This window comes from Streptomyces sp. NPDC088157 (assembly GCF_044741545.1).
GTDB lineage: Bacteria > Actinomycetota > Actinomycetes > Streptomycetales > Streptomycetaceae > Streptomyces.
Genome location: NZ_JBIUSU010000005.1, coordinates 193,569 through 208,026, shown reverse-complemented (window position 1 = coordinate 208,026; position 14,458 = coordinate 193,569). Strand labels below are relative to the sequence as shown.

Here is a 14,458-nt window from a genome sequence, read left to right as displayed (position 1 = left end):
CACCCCGGCACACCGTCAGACACCCCCACGCCCAACGACGTGACAACGCCCGCCAGCGTCCTACGGGACGGCCAGGCACTACGGGCGGTGAACCGGGTCTGTGCCGATTCGGTTGAGACGAGAGGCACGCCCGCGCACCGAACGGCAGGGCGACGACCTGCACGCTTCCTTTCCATCCCAAGGAGACCCAATGCCTCATTCCCGTCAAATCTCCACGCTCCACAGAAGGACGGTGACGACCGCCGCCCTCACCGCCGCCACGGCCTCGCTGTTGTTCTCCGGTTCCGGCCCGGTCGAGGCGGCCACCGCCTCCGGGCAGGGATCCGTCAAGCATTACGTCGCCCTCGGTGACTCCTACGCCGCAGGCACGGGCCTGTCCCCGCAGACGGACGCGGAGTGCAAGCGTTCCTCGGGCAGTTACCCGTCGTGGATCGCCGAGACGTACAAGCCGGCCGTGTTCAAGGACGTCACCTGCAGCGGCGCCACCACGCGGTCGCTGTGGAACAAGCAGGGATCGTCCGCGCCTCAGGTCAATGCCCTCACCAAAGACACCGACCTGGTGACCGTCACGCTCGGCGGCAACGACCTCGGCTTCTCCGACGTGCTCACCACGTGCGTACTGGCCGGATTGTCGACCAGGGAGGGCACTCCCTGCCGTGACGAGCTGCTCCGCAGCGGCAAGAACCTGGACGCGGACTTCGCGAAGCTGAGCACACGCGTGCCCGACATGCTCACCGACATCAAGCAGCGCAGCCCCCAGGCCCGTGTCGTCGTGGTCGGGTACCCGAATCTGTTCCCCACCGACGGAAGCGCCTGCGGTTCCTCCGTCCCCCTGGCCAAGGGCGACGTCACCTGGCTCAACCAGGCCACGAACCGGCTGAACCTCCTACTGGAGATGGCGGCCTACACCAAGCAGGCCGAGTTCGTCGACACTTCCTCCGTGTTCCGCGGCAAGGACATGTGCCGACCCTCGTCCAAGCAGTGGATCAATCCGCTGCTGCCGCAGACGCCCGGCTCCGCCCACCCCAACGCCATCGGACACCTGATGCTCGCCTTTGAGGTGTACGACAGGCTCGGCAAGTAGTCACCGTTCTCCCCGTTCTGCCGGGTCGCACGAATACGGCGCCCCGGCGGAGCGAGGCACCGCCAAGGTCGATCCGGCAGTTCCGCAGACCTGTCGTGTTCATACGGCACCGAGACATGTCCGCAACATCCGCTGACCGAAGGCCATTTGACTTCGGTCGTCGGCCAGGACGAGACGGCGGCGTCCCGCGAACTGTCCGGCCACGCATCCCGAAAAGAATCGTTGGCGTCAGATGAACCCGCACCACGCCGGCACCGTTGTGGCAGGTGCTTGGTTCTTTTTGTTCTTCCTACTTCTAAGGCGGATCCCATGTCCATCGACGACTACACCGGAGGCCCGGCACAGGGCTCGGACGTTCTGGTCGTGACCACCAATGAAGTGCCGGGGCGCGAGGTGAAGCAGGTGATCGGAGAGGTGTTCGGCCTCACGGTGCGTTCCCGCAATCTGGGCTCCCAGCTGGGCGCCGGACTGAAGTCGGTGATCGGCGGCGAGTTGAAGGGCCTGACCAAGACACTGGTACAGACCCGGAACGAGGCGATGGAGCGCCTCGTCGAGGCGGCCGGTGCCCGCGGCGCGAACGCGGTACTCGCCATGCGCTTCGACGTCACGACGGCTCAGGACTCCGGCACCGAGGTCTGCGCCTACGGAACGGCTGTCATCATCGCTCCGGCAGCCTAGCCCGTCGTTCGGCCTCGGGCGCCGACGATGCGCCGCACCCGAGCATCGGGTGCGGCAAGCGGTCAGCACCGATGCGAGGGGCGCATGTGCTCCACAGGGTCGCCGCCGAGGCGGCGCCGGTGCCGGGCGCCCGGTGGGCCGAGCGGCGCCACCGCGCCCTGGACATCAGGCGCCCGGCGAGGCACGGTCTGCGCGAGATCATGAGCGCAAACCTGTACACCGACACGTTCAGCCTGCCGCTGGCGGCGCCGGTTCACTGCCGGGGGCGTGCGGGACGGCGTTGTCACCTTGTTGGGTGTGGGGTGTCTGACGGTGTGCCGGGGCATGGTGGAGTCGGGTTCCGGCTGTGTGCTCACGGCATGGCGGGCAGGCCGATGACTCCGCTGGTCTGCTCCCAGATGGCGAAGCGGACGGTCATCTCGCCTCGGTAACCGTATGCGGTCATCAGGTCTGGTCAGAGGGCTGTGACGCCTACTGACGCCCGCTGCGCGGGGCACGTACGGGTTACGCCTCGGCACGGACACTGGTTACGTGATTATCGAACGCGCGTATGTCCATCTTTCCTCCTACGACGAGGAGACCTGGCCTTGGTCGGTGCCCTGCGTTCGGCAGCTGCTCGACGAAGGGCTGCGGTTCACCGCGCCGGTGACCTTCTTGGTCGGTGAGAACGGCTCGGGCAAGTCGACTCTGGCCGAGGCGCTGGCGGAGGGGTTCGGTCTGGACTCCTACGGCGGCTCTCACGACTGGCGCTACGCCTCCCCGCGCGGCAAGTCGATCCTCGGCGAGCGGATGAAATTCGACGCCGCCTCGGGGCGCGGGCGCCGTATGGTCACCAGCTGGTCAGCCCGCAAGGGCTTCTTCCTGCGTGCCGAGACCGCCCTGGACGCCCTGGGCAGGGAGGGGTTCTCGCCGGACCATCTCAGCCATGGTGAGGGCTTTCTCGCGGCGTTCCGCGGAAAGTTCCTCCACGCCGGGCTCTATGTTCTCGACGAGCCGGAGGCGGCGCTCTCCTTCTCTTCGTGCCTCGAACTGGTCGGGCACATCGACCGGTTGGCCAAGGAGGGCGGCCAAGTCGTCTGTGCCACGCACTCCCCGTTGCTGACCGCACTGCCGGGCGCGGACATCATCGAGGTCGGTGAGCACGGTATGCGGAGGGCCGCCTGGCGGGAGCTCGGCGTCGTGGATCACTGGCGCCGCTATCTTGCCGACCCGCATGCCTATCTGCGGCACATCGTCGAACCGTAGGCGAGCGCCAGCGGGCGGGCCAGCCTCATCTGCGTGCAGACGGCGAGGACAAGCCAGGTCCACCGGTCGGCCGCCAAGTGTGCGGACCTTTGGGGAGGTCCGGCTCGGGGCTTGACCTCAGATCTCAGCTAAGTTTGGCGGCTGATCGTTGTGCGCGGCACGGACCTCGGCCGGGCTGGAGCGGACGGAGGCAGGAGCGCAGGCCCGGCCGGGGGCCGTGCCGCGCGCGGGGAGCGGAGCGAGCCGCCTTGAACCCGTAAAGAAGGTTGTAACTCAACGACCGTCAGTACTCTGTCCGGTCCCGGTAGATGCTTGACACTTCGATCCCAGCTGATGGTTGACGCGGTGGGCCTTGGCCCGGCTTCAAATGCGCGGCAGGCAGAGCGATCACTCTGCCAGGATGCCGACATGGGGAACACGCATGCTTGGCCCGTGTTGCGGACCACGAACCTGAATGAGGCGCTGACGCTCGCGGAGAGGTTGCTGTTGGTCGCGTCCTGGTATGACCCCGATGGTTGCTACCTGGACGCATGGGCGCATGACGACGATCAACTGCGGCGTCTGACTGGGGCCTCTCCAGAGGCGAGAGTCGAGTGGTACGGGGTGGGCGAGGCCAGTCCGCGCGCGAGTGTGAGCATGGGGGTCACGACCCTTATGCAGGCACGCGAGGCCTTGGGAACCTGGGCGGACATCACCAGGTGCTACATCCTGTGGCACAACATGAAGTGGCCGGCCGTGCCGGAGCTTGGGCTGGGCGAGGAGTACAAGTACGCCGAGTTGCAGGTTGCGTGCAACAGTCACACGATTCACTGCGAGGAGTGGGCGCCCGAGCACACCGTCTTCATCCATGCGCGGCCCGGGCATGACGAGCGTGCCGCATGGCTGGCCGCGCAGGTCGGCGCCCGAGTTGTTGGCCCCCCTGAGTTCGGGTGGTAGCTCGTGGGGTGCCTGAGAGCGGCGATCATCGCCGTTTAGCATCCGGCGCTTGCTGCTCTGTGGTGTAGAACCCTGGGTATGGGGAGTGAACGGCGGGAGCTGATGAAGGCGCTCGGGATGCGTCTTCGAGGGCTTCGTGCAGAGGCTGGTCTGACGGGTGCCGTCTTGGCTCAGCGGGCCGGTGTGGGGCAACCAACCGTGTCCAAGGTGGAGAACGGGCGCATGGTTCCCAGCTGAGTGAGAAACACGTCATTCCGTCGCTCGGCGCTCGCAAGCTCCCAGACCTCAGCGCGGAGGATGTTGACCGCTGGTTGGCCACCAAGGCGAAGACACTCAGCACGCGCACCCTCCAGTCGATCCACTCGTACCTGAACCGCGCGGTCAAACGAGCCATGGCGCGGGACAAGGTGAAGCGAAACGTCGTCGAGCTGTGCTCGGTGCCGCAGGGTCGAGCAGGGCGGCCGTCCAAGGCGCTCACCTTTGCTCAGGCCGATGCCGTACTCAGGGGCGCTGAGGGCACCTCGATGCACGCGTACATCGTCCTTGCGCTGCTGACCGGGGCCCGGACCGAGGAACTTCGGGCGCTTACCTGGGAGCACGTCTTTCTCAAGGGCAAGCCGGATGCCGACCCGCCGCAGCCTCCGCATATCGCCGTGTGGCGCTCGGTCCGAAAGAGCGGGGACACCAAGACCCGGAAGTCCCGGCGCACGCTCGCTCTGCCGGCGCGCTGTGTCGATGCTCTGTGGCAGCAATTCGAAGATCAGGGCTGGGATCGGCTCGCCGCTGACGAGAAGTGGGAGGAACACGGGCTCGTCTTCTCCTCGGCCGTGGGCAAGCCGCTCGACGCCGCCAACGTGCGCCGCGCCTTCCGCCAGGCACTCAAGGACGTCGACGGGATCGACGCCGACGAGTGGACTCCGCGGGAGCTCCGGCACAGCTTCGTGTCGCTGCTGTCAGACCGTGGCGTTCCGCTTGAGGTGATTTCGCGGCTCGTCGGGCACTCTGGGACGGCTGTGACGGAAGAGGTCTACCGGAAGCAGATCCGGCCCGTCATCCAGACCGGGGCCGTCGCCATGGACGGTATCTTCGGCACCGATCCGCAGCGTCCGTAGCTGTCGTAGTCACGCAGCCGGGCACTCAGGAATCGATAGTCACGCAGTTAGACACGCAGCAACGCCAGAGGGCCCTTACCGATTCGGTAAAGGCCCTCTGATCTGCTATTTAGCTGTCGGGGTGGCGGGATTTGAACCCACGACCTCTTCGTCCCGAACGAAGCGCGCTGCCAAGCTGCGCTACACCCCGATGTCGCTGCTTGTCCTGCTTGTCGCGGCGACGTCGTTTACTTTAGCCCACCGGTGGCCCGAGACGAAATCCGGTTTTGGCGCGGTGACTGATCGGGTTGGGGCGGACGTGGTCGAGGGCTACGAGGAGAACAGCGAGGGCGTAGAAGGAGAGGCCGAGGAGGAGGGCGTTGGCCAAGGCGTGCTTGTAGCCGTGGGCCTCGACGTCGAAGAAGGGGTAGAGGTAGCGGCCCGGCGTGTCGGCAGCGATCAGCTGGGCGCGGGCGAGGGAGAACGCCAGGTAGGTCACGGGGTAGAGCATCCAGGTGGCGGCCCGACGCAGGCGCAGACGGCCCGGGGGTGTCAGCAGCAGCCAGTCCAGGGCGGCGGCCAGCGGTGTCACGGTGTGGATGAGGTGCCCGGCGACCAGGTGCCAGCCCGTGGGGGCGGTCGCCGTGCCGGTCACCGAGAAGGGGACGGCCGCGTCCGCCAGGAGCAGGTGGTAGACCAGCCCGGTGATCATGACGTACAGCAGCGCGGCGCCCGTCAGGGCTGCTGGGAGGGGGCGGCGGGCCGTCCACGCGCGGCGGGCGGAGAGCAGCGTGACCAGGGCCAGCAGGATGTTGCTCTGGATGGCGAAGTGGCTCAAGACCCGCAAGGGGCTGCCGAGCGATAGGGCGAGCGTCACGCCCGCGGCCGCGGTGCCGGCCAGCAGCAGGCGTAGGACGGCGGCCAGCGGACGGCGTGCGGGGGCCACCACCGCCGAGGCGGGGACGGAGGAGAGCAGGAGCGCGTGGGTCCGCGGTATCGCGGGCAGATCCGGGATGTCCCTGGGTATCGGCGCGGTCATGCCCTCACGCTAGGCAAGGGTCACAGAACGGGCGATACGGGAGGGCCGTTCGGGGGAATCTCCGTCCGTCCCCCCCGTCCCCTCCGTCCTCTTGGCTCCTCTACTCCTTCTCGACCAGCGTCAACAACGTCACCTCCGGCGGGCACGCGAACCTCACCGGGGTGTAGCGGTTCGCGCCGCATCCGGCCGACACGTGCAGGTAGGACGTGTGCCCCTGCGCCGTGTGCGTCGACAGGCCCTTCACGCGGTCCGTGTCCAGGTCGCAGTTGGTGACCAGGGCGCCGTAGAAGGGGATGCAGACCTGACCGCCGTGGGTGTGGCCGGCCAGGAGGAGGGGGTAACCGTCCGCCGTGTAGGAGTCCAGGACCCGCAGGTACGGGGCGTGCACCACGCCCATCGAGAAGTCGGACGACGCCGATGGGCCGCCCGCCACCTCTGCGTAGCGGTCGCGCTTGATGTGCGGGTCGTCCAGGCCCGTCAGCTCGATCGACGCGCCCTCGACCTTCAGCACGCCCCTGGTGTTCGTCAGGTTCAGCCAGCCCGCCGCGTCGAAGCCGTCGCGCAGGTCCTCCCACGGGTTGTGGATCACGCCGACCACGGGCGCGTTGCCGTTGAGGCCGTGGCGTCCCTGGACCTTCTCGAGGAGATAGCGAGCGGGGTTGCGCGGTTTCGGGCCGTAGTAGTCGTTCGAGCCGAAGACGTATGCGCCGGGGAACTCCATCAGGGGGCCGAGGGCGTCCAGTACCTCGGGCACGCCCTCCGGGTCGGACAGGTTGTCGCCCGTGTTGATCACGAAGTCGGGACGCAGACCGGCCAGGGAGCGCAGCCAGCGCTGCTTCTTGCGCTGGCCGCCGACCATGTGGATGTCGGAGACCTGCAACACGCGCAAAGGACGCATCCCGGCGGGGAGGACGGGGACCGTCACCCGCCGCAGTCGGAAGGAGCGGGCTTCGAAACCCGCCGCGTACACCAGACCGGTGGCGCCGGCCGCCGCAATGGAAAGAGGTACTCCGTATCGCGCGCGCATAAGTCCATCGTGTCAGACGCCGCCAACACCCTTTGCGCCGCCGCCCCTTAAATCGGCGGGCGATCGGCCACCCACACCTGCGACAATCAAGTCATGACCACGCTCAAGTCGAAGCTTCAGGCAGACCTCAACGCCGCGATCAAGGAGCGCGACGAGCTCCGCTCCTCGACGCTCCGGCTCACGCTCACCGCGATCACCAAGGAGGAGGTCGCGGGCAAGCAGAAGCGCGAGCTCTCCGACGAAGAGGTCCTCAAGGTGATCACCAAGGAGGCGAAGAAGCGCCGCGAGGCCGCGGACGCCTTCGCGCAGGGTGGTCGGGCCGAGTCGGCCGAGCGGGAGAAGGCGGAGGGCGAGCTGCTCGCCACGTACCTGCCCAAGCAGCTCGGTGAAGACGAGCTGAACGAGATCGTCGCCCAGGCCGTCCAGGAGGCGAAGGCGGCCGGTGCCGAGGGGCCGCGGGCGATGGGTGCCGTCATGAAGATCGTGAACCCGAAGGTGGCCGGTCTGGCCGAGGGCGGCCGCGTCGCCGCAGTCGTCAAGAAGCTGCTCGCGGGCTGACGCCGCCCCGGCCCTCCCGCCGTTCCGACGCCCCCGGGCTCGGGGATCCGAGTTCCCGGCGATCCCGCGCTCCTGGGGATCCCGGGTTCCTGGGGATCGCGCCGCTGCGGCGCCCCTCGGGCTTACGGGGATCCCGAACGGCGGGGGGCCCCGCCGCTTCGGCGCCGCCGGCCGCCGGGCCTCCCGCCGCCGGGCTTCCCGCCTCCGGCGAGCCACAGGCCGCGCACGACGCGAGGCCTCGCACGACGCGGGGCCTCACACGACGCGCAGCCCCCGCACGACGAACGGCCCCCGCCTCTCCGTACGAGAAGAAGTCCCGTACGAGAAGCGAGGGCCGTTTTCCATGTCCTCGTTCTCAGCTCAGCCTCAGGGCCGGACGTTCAGTCGGCGAGCCGGCCGTAGCCAAGGGCCGCCCCGCCGGGCCACCGTCCGCCCCGCCGGGCCACCGTCCGCCCCGCCGGGCCACCGTCCGCCCCGCCGGGCCACCGTCCGCCCCGCCGGGCCACCGGCCCACCCGCCGGGCCACCGGGCCGGCTGAGTCCGGCCCACCCCGACCGGACTCAGCCGCGACCCCCGCCGTTGCCGTTCCCGTTGGTCTGGCCCTGGAAGAAGGTGCCTCCGTCGGAGCCGTTGGTCGAGTTGCCGCCGTTCGTCCCGCCGTTGGTCAGCAGGCCGCTGAGGAAGCCGTCGTTGTTGCCGCCGTTGTCCCCGTTGCCGTCTCCGTTGTCGTCGTCGTTGTCCCCGTCGCCGGGGTCCTTGGCGGGCGGCGGGTTCGGGATGTTGACGAGGTTGAAGGACGGGGATTCCTTGCCCTCGAGCGCGCCGGTCATCGCGTCGCGCCAGATCGGGCCGGGGGTGTCGCCGCCGTAGACCTGGGCGTGGTAGACGCCACCGATGGTGATGTCGGTCATCTCGACCTTCTGGGTGGCGCTGCCGACCCAGACGGCGCCCGCGAGGTTCGGGGTGTAGCCGACGAACCAGGCGTTCTTGCGGGAGTCCGTCGTACCCGTCTTACCGGCGTTGGCGCGGCCGCCGGACAGGCCGGCCTGCCGGCCGGTACCGGAGTCGACGACACCGCTCAGCAGCGTGTTGACGGTGTCCGCGGTCTTCTCGGACATGGCCCGGGAGCACGTCGACTTCGGTACCTCGAGTGACTTCTTCGTGCCGCCGACGGTCTGGGTGATCGACTCGATCGCGACCGGGGTGCAGTACATGCCCCGGCTGGCGAAGGCCGCGTACGCGCTCGCCATGGTCAGGGGCGAGAGGCCGGTGGAGCCGAGGGTCATCGACGAGGGCACCTCGGGGACCTTGTCGCCGTTGCCCTGGACCACGCCGAGCTTGTCGGTCATCTTCACCACGGGGCACATGCCGATGTCGGCGAGCATCTGCACGAAGTAGGTGTTGACCGACAGCTCCATGGCCTTCCTCAGCTGGTACGGCCCCTTCTCGGACTCGCTCTCGTTCTCCAGCTTGTCGTTGCCCTGGTTGGTCCAGGGCTTGCTGCTGCACGTCTGAACCGTCTCCGGGTACGGCATCTCGTACGGCGCCGGGTAGCTCTGGTTCGCCGGGCGGCCCTCCTCCAGCGCGGCCGCGGCCACGAACGGCTTGAAGGTCGAGCCGGTCGGGAAGCCGTAGTTCGAGCCGCCCATGGAGGAGTTGACCGAGTAGTTGTACTCGGTCTCGTTCTTGCCGTAGCCGTACGGCTTCGACTGGCCCATGCCGAGGATCTTGCCGGTGCCGGGCTCGACGAGCGTGGCGGCCGCGGCGACCTTGTCCGACTTGTAGACGTGGTCCTTGAGCGAGTCCTGGACGGACTTCTGGGCCTGCGGTTCGAGCGTCGTCCGGATCGTCAGGCCGCCCTGGTTCCAGACCTTCGCCCGCTGCTCCTTGGTCTTGCCGAAGACCGGGTCGCTGAGGAAGACGCGCTCCACGTACTTGCAGAAGAAGCTGGCGCCCTTGACGGCGGTGATGCAGCCGTTCTTCGGCTGCTTGACCTTCAGGCCCAGCGGGGCCCGCTGCGCCTTGGCGGCGTCGGCCTCGGAGATGTCACCGACCTCGGCCATGCGCTGAAGCACGGTGTTGCGCCGCTTGGTGGCCTCGGCCTCGTCGTTCACCGGGTCGTAGCGGCTGGGTGACTGGACGATGCCGGCCAGCAGCGCCGCCTGCGGGAGGGTGAGGTCCTTGGCGTGCGTGGAGAAGTAGCGCTGGGCGGCCGCCTCGACGCCGTAGGCCTGCTCGCCGAAGAACGTGATGTTCAGGTAGTTCTCGAGGATCTTCTTCTTGCCGAGTTCCTCCTCCACCTGGATCGCGTACTTCAGCTCCTTGATCTTGCGGCCGATGGTCTGCTGGGTGGCCTGCGCGACCTTCGTCGGGTCGTCACCGGCCTCCTCCACGAAGACGTTCTTCACGTACTGCTGGGTGAGCGTCGAGGCGCCCTGGGAGACCCCGCTGCTCTGCACGTTCTTGTTGAGCGCGCGCAGGACGCCCTTCAGGTCGACCGCTCCGTGCTCGTAGAAGCGCGAGTCCTCGATCGCGACGATCGCCTTCTGCATGTACGGCGAGACGTTCTTGAGGTCGACCACGGTGCGGTCACGCGAGTAGACCGTGGCGATCTGGCCGCCTTCGGCGTCGAGGATCGTGGTGCGCTGGCTCAGCGGCGGTGTCTTGAGGTTGGCCGGGAGTTCGTCGAACGACTCCACCGACCCCTTGGCGGCGAGACCCAGTGCACCGACCGCGGGCAGGGCGATACCGGCCAGCACGGCTCCCGCGAGCACACTGACACCGAGGAACTTGGCGGCCTGCTGCGTTGGCGACAGACCACCGCCCGAGCGCTTCTTTGGCATGAGGGCAGCCTACGTTCTCATTCGCCGGACACGCGTCAATGCCTTGGCCTAAGCTGCTCTCAACTGTCACAGCAGCAGGGCTACGTATCAATACGTCCGGCGACCCCGAATCGTTCCGGAGGTTTCCCAACTTTCTGGTAGGGGCGTGTCCGAATCCGCCTTGTGTGTCACCCGGCGTCCGTTGTGACTCAACTGAACTATCCCGTTCGACGGGAAAGTCGCATATGTCGCGGGCTCACTCCCCCGGGTGATCTGCCGCTTACGCATAGTCCGTTCGGGCCATTCAAGATTGGGCCCGAAGGGGGTGTTGCGCTGTGCCCACCTTCCGTAACGTCCTCAACTGGCGGCGGTGAATATGCCGCTGCCGCCGTGGGGGAGCCTCGATTCGGGAGAGGACGGCGCCGGTATGGGCTGGGTTACCGACTGGAGTGCGCAGGCTGCCTGCCGCACTACCGATCCGGATGAACTGTTCGTTCAGGGAGCAGCGCAGAACAGGGCCAAGGCGGTGTGCACCGGATGCCCGGTACGCACCGAATGCCTGGCTGACGCGCTCGACAACCGCGTCGAGTTCGGCGTGTGGGGAGGCATGACCGAACGCGAGCGCCGCGCACTGCTGCGCAGGCGGCCGACCGTGACCTCCTGGCGTCGGCTCCTGGAGACGGCGCGTTCGGAGTACGAGCGTGGGGCGGGCATCCTGCCGCTCGACGACGACCAGATGTACGAGAACTACGCGGCGGTGAGCTGAGGAGGACCCTCGGCTCAGGCGTCGGCAGCCTCGGGCAGCTCCGGCCGGTTGGTCGCGAGCCGGTTCCCGATGTCCCGCAGTCCAGTGAGGTCATGCACATCGCCGGGCAGCGCGGCCACTTCGGACACCGCCACCTCGGGGTGCAGCGCGGTGAAGCGATCACGCGTGCGCTGCTCGCGGGAGAGCAGGTACATGCGTTCCGCGTGCAGCCTCAAGAGGTCCGCGGTGAGGTCGTCCACGGTCCGGTCCGCTTCCGCGCCGGTGTGCGTGTCGGCGTTCGCTGTCCGGTCCGTGTCGGTGGCCGTGGTCCGGTCCGCGCCGGTGGGGGCGTCGCGCTCCGGATCGGTTGCGGGAGATTCTGAACTGCCGTACGTGTCGGGAGAGTTACGAAGTCCAGCTTTCCCGCCGTCCTGATCCACAATGCGGGGCTCTTCAAGATTTTCTGCCGCGCGGGCATGAGCGAGGTCGAGGTCCTCCGCAGCGGCGAGCGCCCGCTCGGCGGACAGCTGGGCGGCGCCGCTGCCGTGCACGCGGTTGAGCACCAGCCCGGCCAGCGGCATGTCCTCGGCGGCCAGCCGCTCCACGAAGTACGCGGCCTCCCGCAGCGCGTCCCGCTCGGGAGCCGCCACCACCAGGAACGCCGTGCCGGGCGCCTGGAGCAGCTTGTACGTGGCGTCCGCGCGCGTGCGGAAGCCGCCGAACATCGAGTCCATCGCCGCGACGAACGTCTGCACGTCCTTCAGCAGCTGTCCGCCCAGCAGCTTGCCGAGCGCGCCGGTCATCATCGACATCCCGACGTTCAGGAACTTCATCCCCGCGCGTCCGCCGACCTTGGCGGGCGCGAGCAGGACGCGGATCAGCTTGCCGTCCAGGAACGACCCGAGCCGCTTCGGCGCGTCCAGGAAGTCGAGAGCCGAGCGGGACGGTGGTGTGTCGACGACGATCAGATCCCACTCGTCCCGCGCGCGCAGCTGCCCCAGCTTCTCCATCGCCATGTACTCCTGCGTGCCCGCGAAGCCCGCCGAGAGCGACTGGTAGAACGGGTTGCCCAGGATCGCGGTCGCCCGGTCGGCGTCCGCGTGCGCCTCGACGATCTCGTCGAAGGTGCGCTTCATGTCGAGCATCATCGCGTGCAGTTCGCCGTCCCCCTCGACGCCCTTGACGCGGCGCGGGGTGTTGTCCAGCGAGTCGATGCCCATGGACTGGGCGAGCCGGCGCGCCGGGTCGATGGTGAGGACCACCACCTTGCGGCCCCGCTCGGCCGCCCTGAGCCCCAGCGCCGCCGCCGTGGTCGTCTTGCCGACGCCGCCCGAGCCGCAGCACACCACGATGCGGGTCGCCGGGTCGTCGAGCAGCGGATCGAGGTCCAGCACGGGCGCGGGGGAGAGACGGCGTCGGGTGCTTCCCTGGTCGTGAGCCTGGTCCGGACTCATGCGATCCCCTGTTTCCGCAGTTCGGTGGCGAGCTGGTACAGGCCCGCGAGGTCCATGCCCTCGGCGAGCAACGGCAGTTCGTGCAGCGGCAGGTCGAGCTCGCCGAGGACCGCGCGCTGTTCGCGCTCCAGCGCGTACCGCTCGGCGTACTCCTCGGCCTGCTGGAGGAGCGGGCCCACCAGCCGCTCGGCGTGCCCACCGCGTCGCGCCCCGCCGAGCCCGGCGGCGGACAACGAACGGGCAACGGAAGAACGGGTCACGCTCCGTACGAGTTCCAGGCCGTCCTCGTCCAGTATCTCGGGGCGCACCATGTTGACGATGACCCGCCCCACCGGGAGCTTCGCCGCCCGCAACTCGGCGATACCGTCGGCGGTCTCCTGGACGGGCATCTCCTCGAGCAGCGTCACCAGGTGCACGGCTGTCTCCGGCGATTTCAGCACCCGCATCACGGCCTGCGCCTGATTGTGTATCGGGCCGATCCTGGCCAGCCCGGCCACCTCGTCGTTGACGTTCAGGAAGCGGGTGACGCGTCCGGTGGGCGGGGCGTCCATGACGACGTAGTCGTACACGAACCGCCCGTTCTTGTCCTTGCGCCGGACCGCCTCGCACGCCTTGCCGGTGAGGAGCACGTCCCTCAGGCCGGGCGCGATGGTGGTGGCGAAGTCGATGGCGCCGAGCTTCTTCAGGGCCCGTCCGGCGCCCCCCAGTTTGTAGAACATCTGGAGGTAGTCCAGAAGGGCCAGTTCGGGATCGATGGCCAGTGCGTACACCTCACCGCCCCCCGAGGCGACGGCGATCTTGCGTTCCTCATAGGGCAACGCCTCCGTCTCGAAGAGCTGCGCGATGCCCTGCCGGCCCTCGACCTCGACGAGAAGCGTCCGCTTCCCTGCCGTGGCGAGAGCCAGGGCGAGTGCCGCGGCGACCGTCGTCTTACCGGTCCCGCCCTTGCCGCTGACGACCTGGAGCCTGCTCACGTCTTCGAGCGTAACCATTCGGCGCCCGAGACAATCGGGAGACTGTGGACAACAGGGGGCGGTATCGGCCACATGGCCTGTGGAAGAGGCCCTCCCGCAACAGCGGATACAGTCGGCCCCATGACCAAGTGGGAATACGCAACCGTGCCGCTGCTCGTCCATGCCACGAAGCAGATTCTGGACACCTGGGGCGAGGACGGCTGGGAGCTCGTCCAGGTCGTGCCCGGGCCGAACAACCCGGAGCAGCTCGTCGCCTACCTGAAGCGGCCGAAGGCGTGAGCGCGGTCGAGGCGAGGCTCGCGGAGCTGGGGCTGACCCTGCCGGCGGTCGTGCCGCCCCTCGCGGCCTACCAGCCGGCCGTGCAGTCCGGCCCGTACGTGTACACGGCCGGCCAGCTACCCATGGTGGACGGCAAGCTGCCGATCACCGGCAAGGTCGGCGGTGAGGTCACCCCCGAGGAGGCCAAGGAGCTGGCCCGCACCTGCGCGCTGAACGCCCTGGCCGCCGTCAAGTCGGTCGCGGGCGACCTGGACCGCATCGCGCGCGTGGTGAAGGTCGTCGGCTTCGTGGCGTCGGCCACGGACTTCACCGGCCAGCCCGCCGTCCTCAACGGCGCGAGCGAACTGCTGGGCGAGGTCCTCGGGGACAAGGGCGTCCACGCGCGCAGCGCGGTGGGCGTCGCGGTGCTGCCGCTGGACGCGCCCGTGGAGGTCGAGATCCAGGTGGAGCTCGTCCCGTAGGCGGCTTTCGGAAGCCCCTCGGGAAGCCACGGGGGCAGGCCTCGCAGGCACCCCGGGGGATCCCG

14 protein-coding genes, 1 tRNA gene and 1 pseudogene are annotated in these 14,458 nt (G+C 68.5%); 10 read left to right on the top strand and 6 right to left on the bottom strand.

The window, feature by feature from the left end; all coding sequences use genetic code 11:
- Positions 1-232 precede the first annotated feature (232 nt).
- The 6 genes and pseudogenes from ACIPFH_RS21035 to xerC form a co-directional block, all read left to right on the top strand.
- Positions 233-1,084: an SGNH/GDSL hydrolase family protein gene (locus ACIPFH_RS21035; RefSeq protein WP_401828348.1), complete on the top strand. Its 852-nt coding sequence runs from the start codon at positions 233-235 to the stop codon at positions 1,082-1,084.
- A gap of 309 nt (positions 1,085-1,393) precedes the next feature.
- Entirely contained in the window at positions 1,394-1,762 is a 369-nt protein-coding gene (locus ACIPFH_RS21030) for a YbjQ family protein (protein WP_401828347.1), read from the top strand.
- 531 nt (positions 1,763-2,293) lie between these two features.
- A complete protein-coding gene (locus ACIPFH_RS21025; protein ID WP_401828346.1) occupies positions 2,294-3,007 on the top strand; it encodes an AAA family ATPase in 714 nt (237 codons plus the stop codon).
- Between the two features lie 432 nt (positions 3,008-3,439).
- Positions 3,440-3,943 carry a hypothetical protein gene (locus ACIPFH_RS21020; protein ID WP_401828344.1) on the top strand — a complete coding sequence of 168 codons (504 nt, stop codon included), beginning with the start codon at positions 3,440-3,442 and terminating at the stop codon, positions 3,941-3,943.
- 78 nt (positions 3,944-4,021) lie between these two features.
- The gene (locus ACIPFH_RS21015; protein ID WP_401828343.1) at positions 4,022-4,180 is read left to right on the top strand and encodes a helix-turn-helix domain-containing protein; all 159 of its coding nucleotides are present in this window, start codon (positions 4,022-4,024) and stop codon (positions 4,178-4,180) included.
- Positions 4,177-5,055, top strand: a pseudogene (xerC, locus tag ACIPFH_RS21010) (tyrosine recombinase XerC); the annotation flags it as partial. The gene ACIPFH_RS21015 and the pseudogene xerC, both read left to right, overlap by 4 nt.
- 116 nt (positions 5,056-5,171) lie before the next feature.
- On the opposite strand, the gene ACIPFH_RS21005 reads toward xerC, so the two are convergent.
- The 3 genes from ACIPFH_RS21005 to ACIPFH_RS20995 form a co-directional block, all read right to left on the bottom strand.
- A tRNA-Pro gene (locus ACIPFH_RS21005) sits at positions 5,172-5,245 on the bottom strand.
- 42 nt (positions 5,246-5,287) lie between these two features.
- Positions 5,288-6,073, bottom strand: coding sequence for a Pr6Pr family membrane protein (locus tag ACIPFH_RS21000; protein WP_401828341.1), 786 nt, complete (start codon positions 6,071-6,073; stop codon positions 5,288-5,290).
- 100 nt (positions 6,074-6,173) lie between these two features.
- Positions 6,174-7,100, bottom strand: coding sequence for a metallophosphoesterase (locus tag ACIPFH_RS20995; protein ID WP_356253363.1), 927 nt, complete (start codon positions 7,098-7,100; stop codon positions 6,174-6,176).
- A gap of 93 nt (positions 7,101-7,193) precedes the next feature.
- Here ACIPFH_RS20995 and ACIPFH_RS20990 point away from each other — a divergent pair, with 93 nt between their 5' ends.
- Positions 7,194-7,658 carry a GatB/YqeY domain-containing protein gene (locus ACIPFH_RS20990; RefSeq protein WP_356253366.1) on the top strand — a complete coding sequence of 155 codons (465 nt, stop codon included), beginning with the start codon at positions 7,194-7,196 and terminating at the stop codon, positions 7,656-7,658.
- 560 nt (positions 7,659-8,218) lie between these two features.
- Here the strand turns inward: ACIPFH_RS20990 and ACIPFH_RS20985 are convergent.
- Positions 8,219-10,501, bottom strand: a complete 2,283-nt coding sequence (locus ACIPFH_RS20985) for a transglycosylase domain-containing protein (RefSeq protein WP_401828340.1) — start codon at positions 10,499-10,501, stop codon at positions 8,219-8,221.
- A 406-nt stretch (positions 10,502-10,907) separates the two neighbouring features.
- Here ACIPFH_RS20985 and wblA point away from each other — a divergent pair, with 406 nt between their 5' ends.
- Complete coding sequence (wblA, locus tag ACIPFH_RS20980) at positions 10,908-11,246, top strand: transcriptional regulator WblA (RefSeq protein WP_189927108.1); 339 nt, start codon at positions 10,908-10,910, stop codon at positions 11,244-11,246.
- Between the two features lie 14 nt (positions 11,247-11,260).
- Here wblA and ACIPFH_RS20975 read toward each other — a convergent pair whose 3' ends face one another.
- Positions 11,261-12,679: an ArsA family ATPase gene (locus ACIPFH_RS20975; RefSeq protein WP_401828339.1), complete on the bottom strand. Its 1,419-nt coding sequence runs from the start codon at positions 12,677-12,679 to the stop codon at positions 11,261-11,263.
- Complete coding sequence (locus ACIPFH_RS20970) at positions 12,676-13,653, bottom strand: ArsA-related P-loop ATPase (protein ID WP_401828338.1); 978 nt, start codon at positions 13,651-13,653, stop codon at positions 12,676-12,678. Before ACIPFH_RS20970 ends, ACIPFH_RS20975 begins: the two co-directional genes overlap by 4 nt.
- A 120-nt stretch (positions 13,654-13,773) precedes the next feature.
- Between ACIPFH_RS20970 and ACIPFH_RS20965 the strand changes: the two genes are divergently transcribed.
- Positions 13,774-13,932: a DUF4177 domain-containing protein gene (locus ACIPFH_RS20965; protein WP_353692860.1), complete on the top strand. Its 159-nt coding sequence runs from the start codon at positions 13,774-13,776 to the stop codon at positions 13,930-13,932.
- Positions 13,929-14,393, top strand: coding sequence for a RidA family protein (locus ACIPFH_RS20960; RefSeq protein WP_401828337.1), 465 nt, complete (start codon positions 13,929-13,931; stop codon positions 14,391-14,393). The genes ACIPFH_RS20965 and ACIPFH_RS20960 overlap by 4 nt, the downstream gene beginning before the upstream one ends.
- The last annotated feature ends 65 nt before the right edge of the window (positions 14,394-14,458 follow it).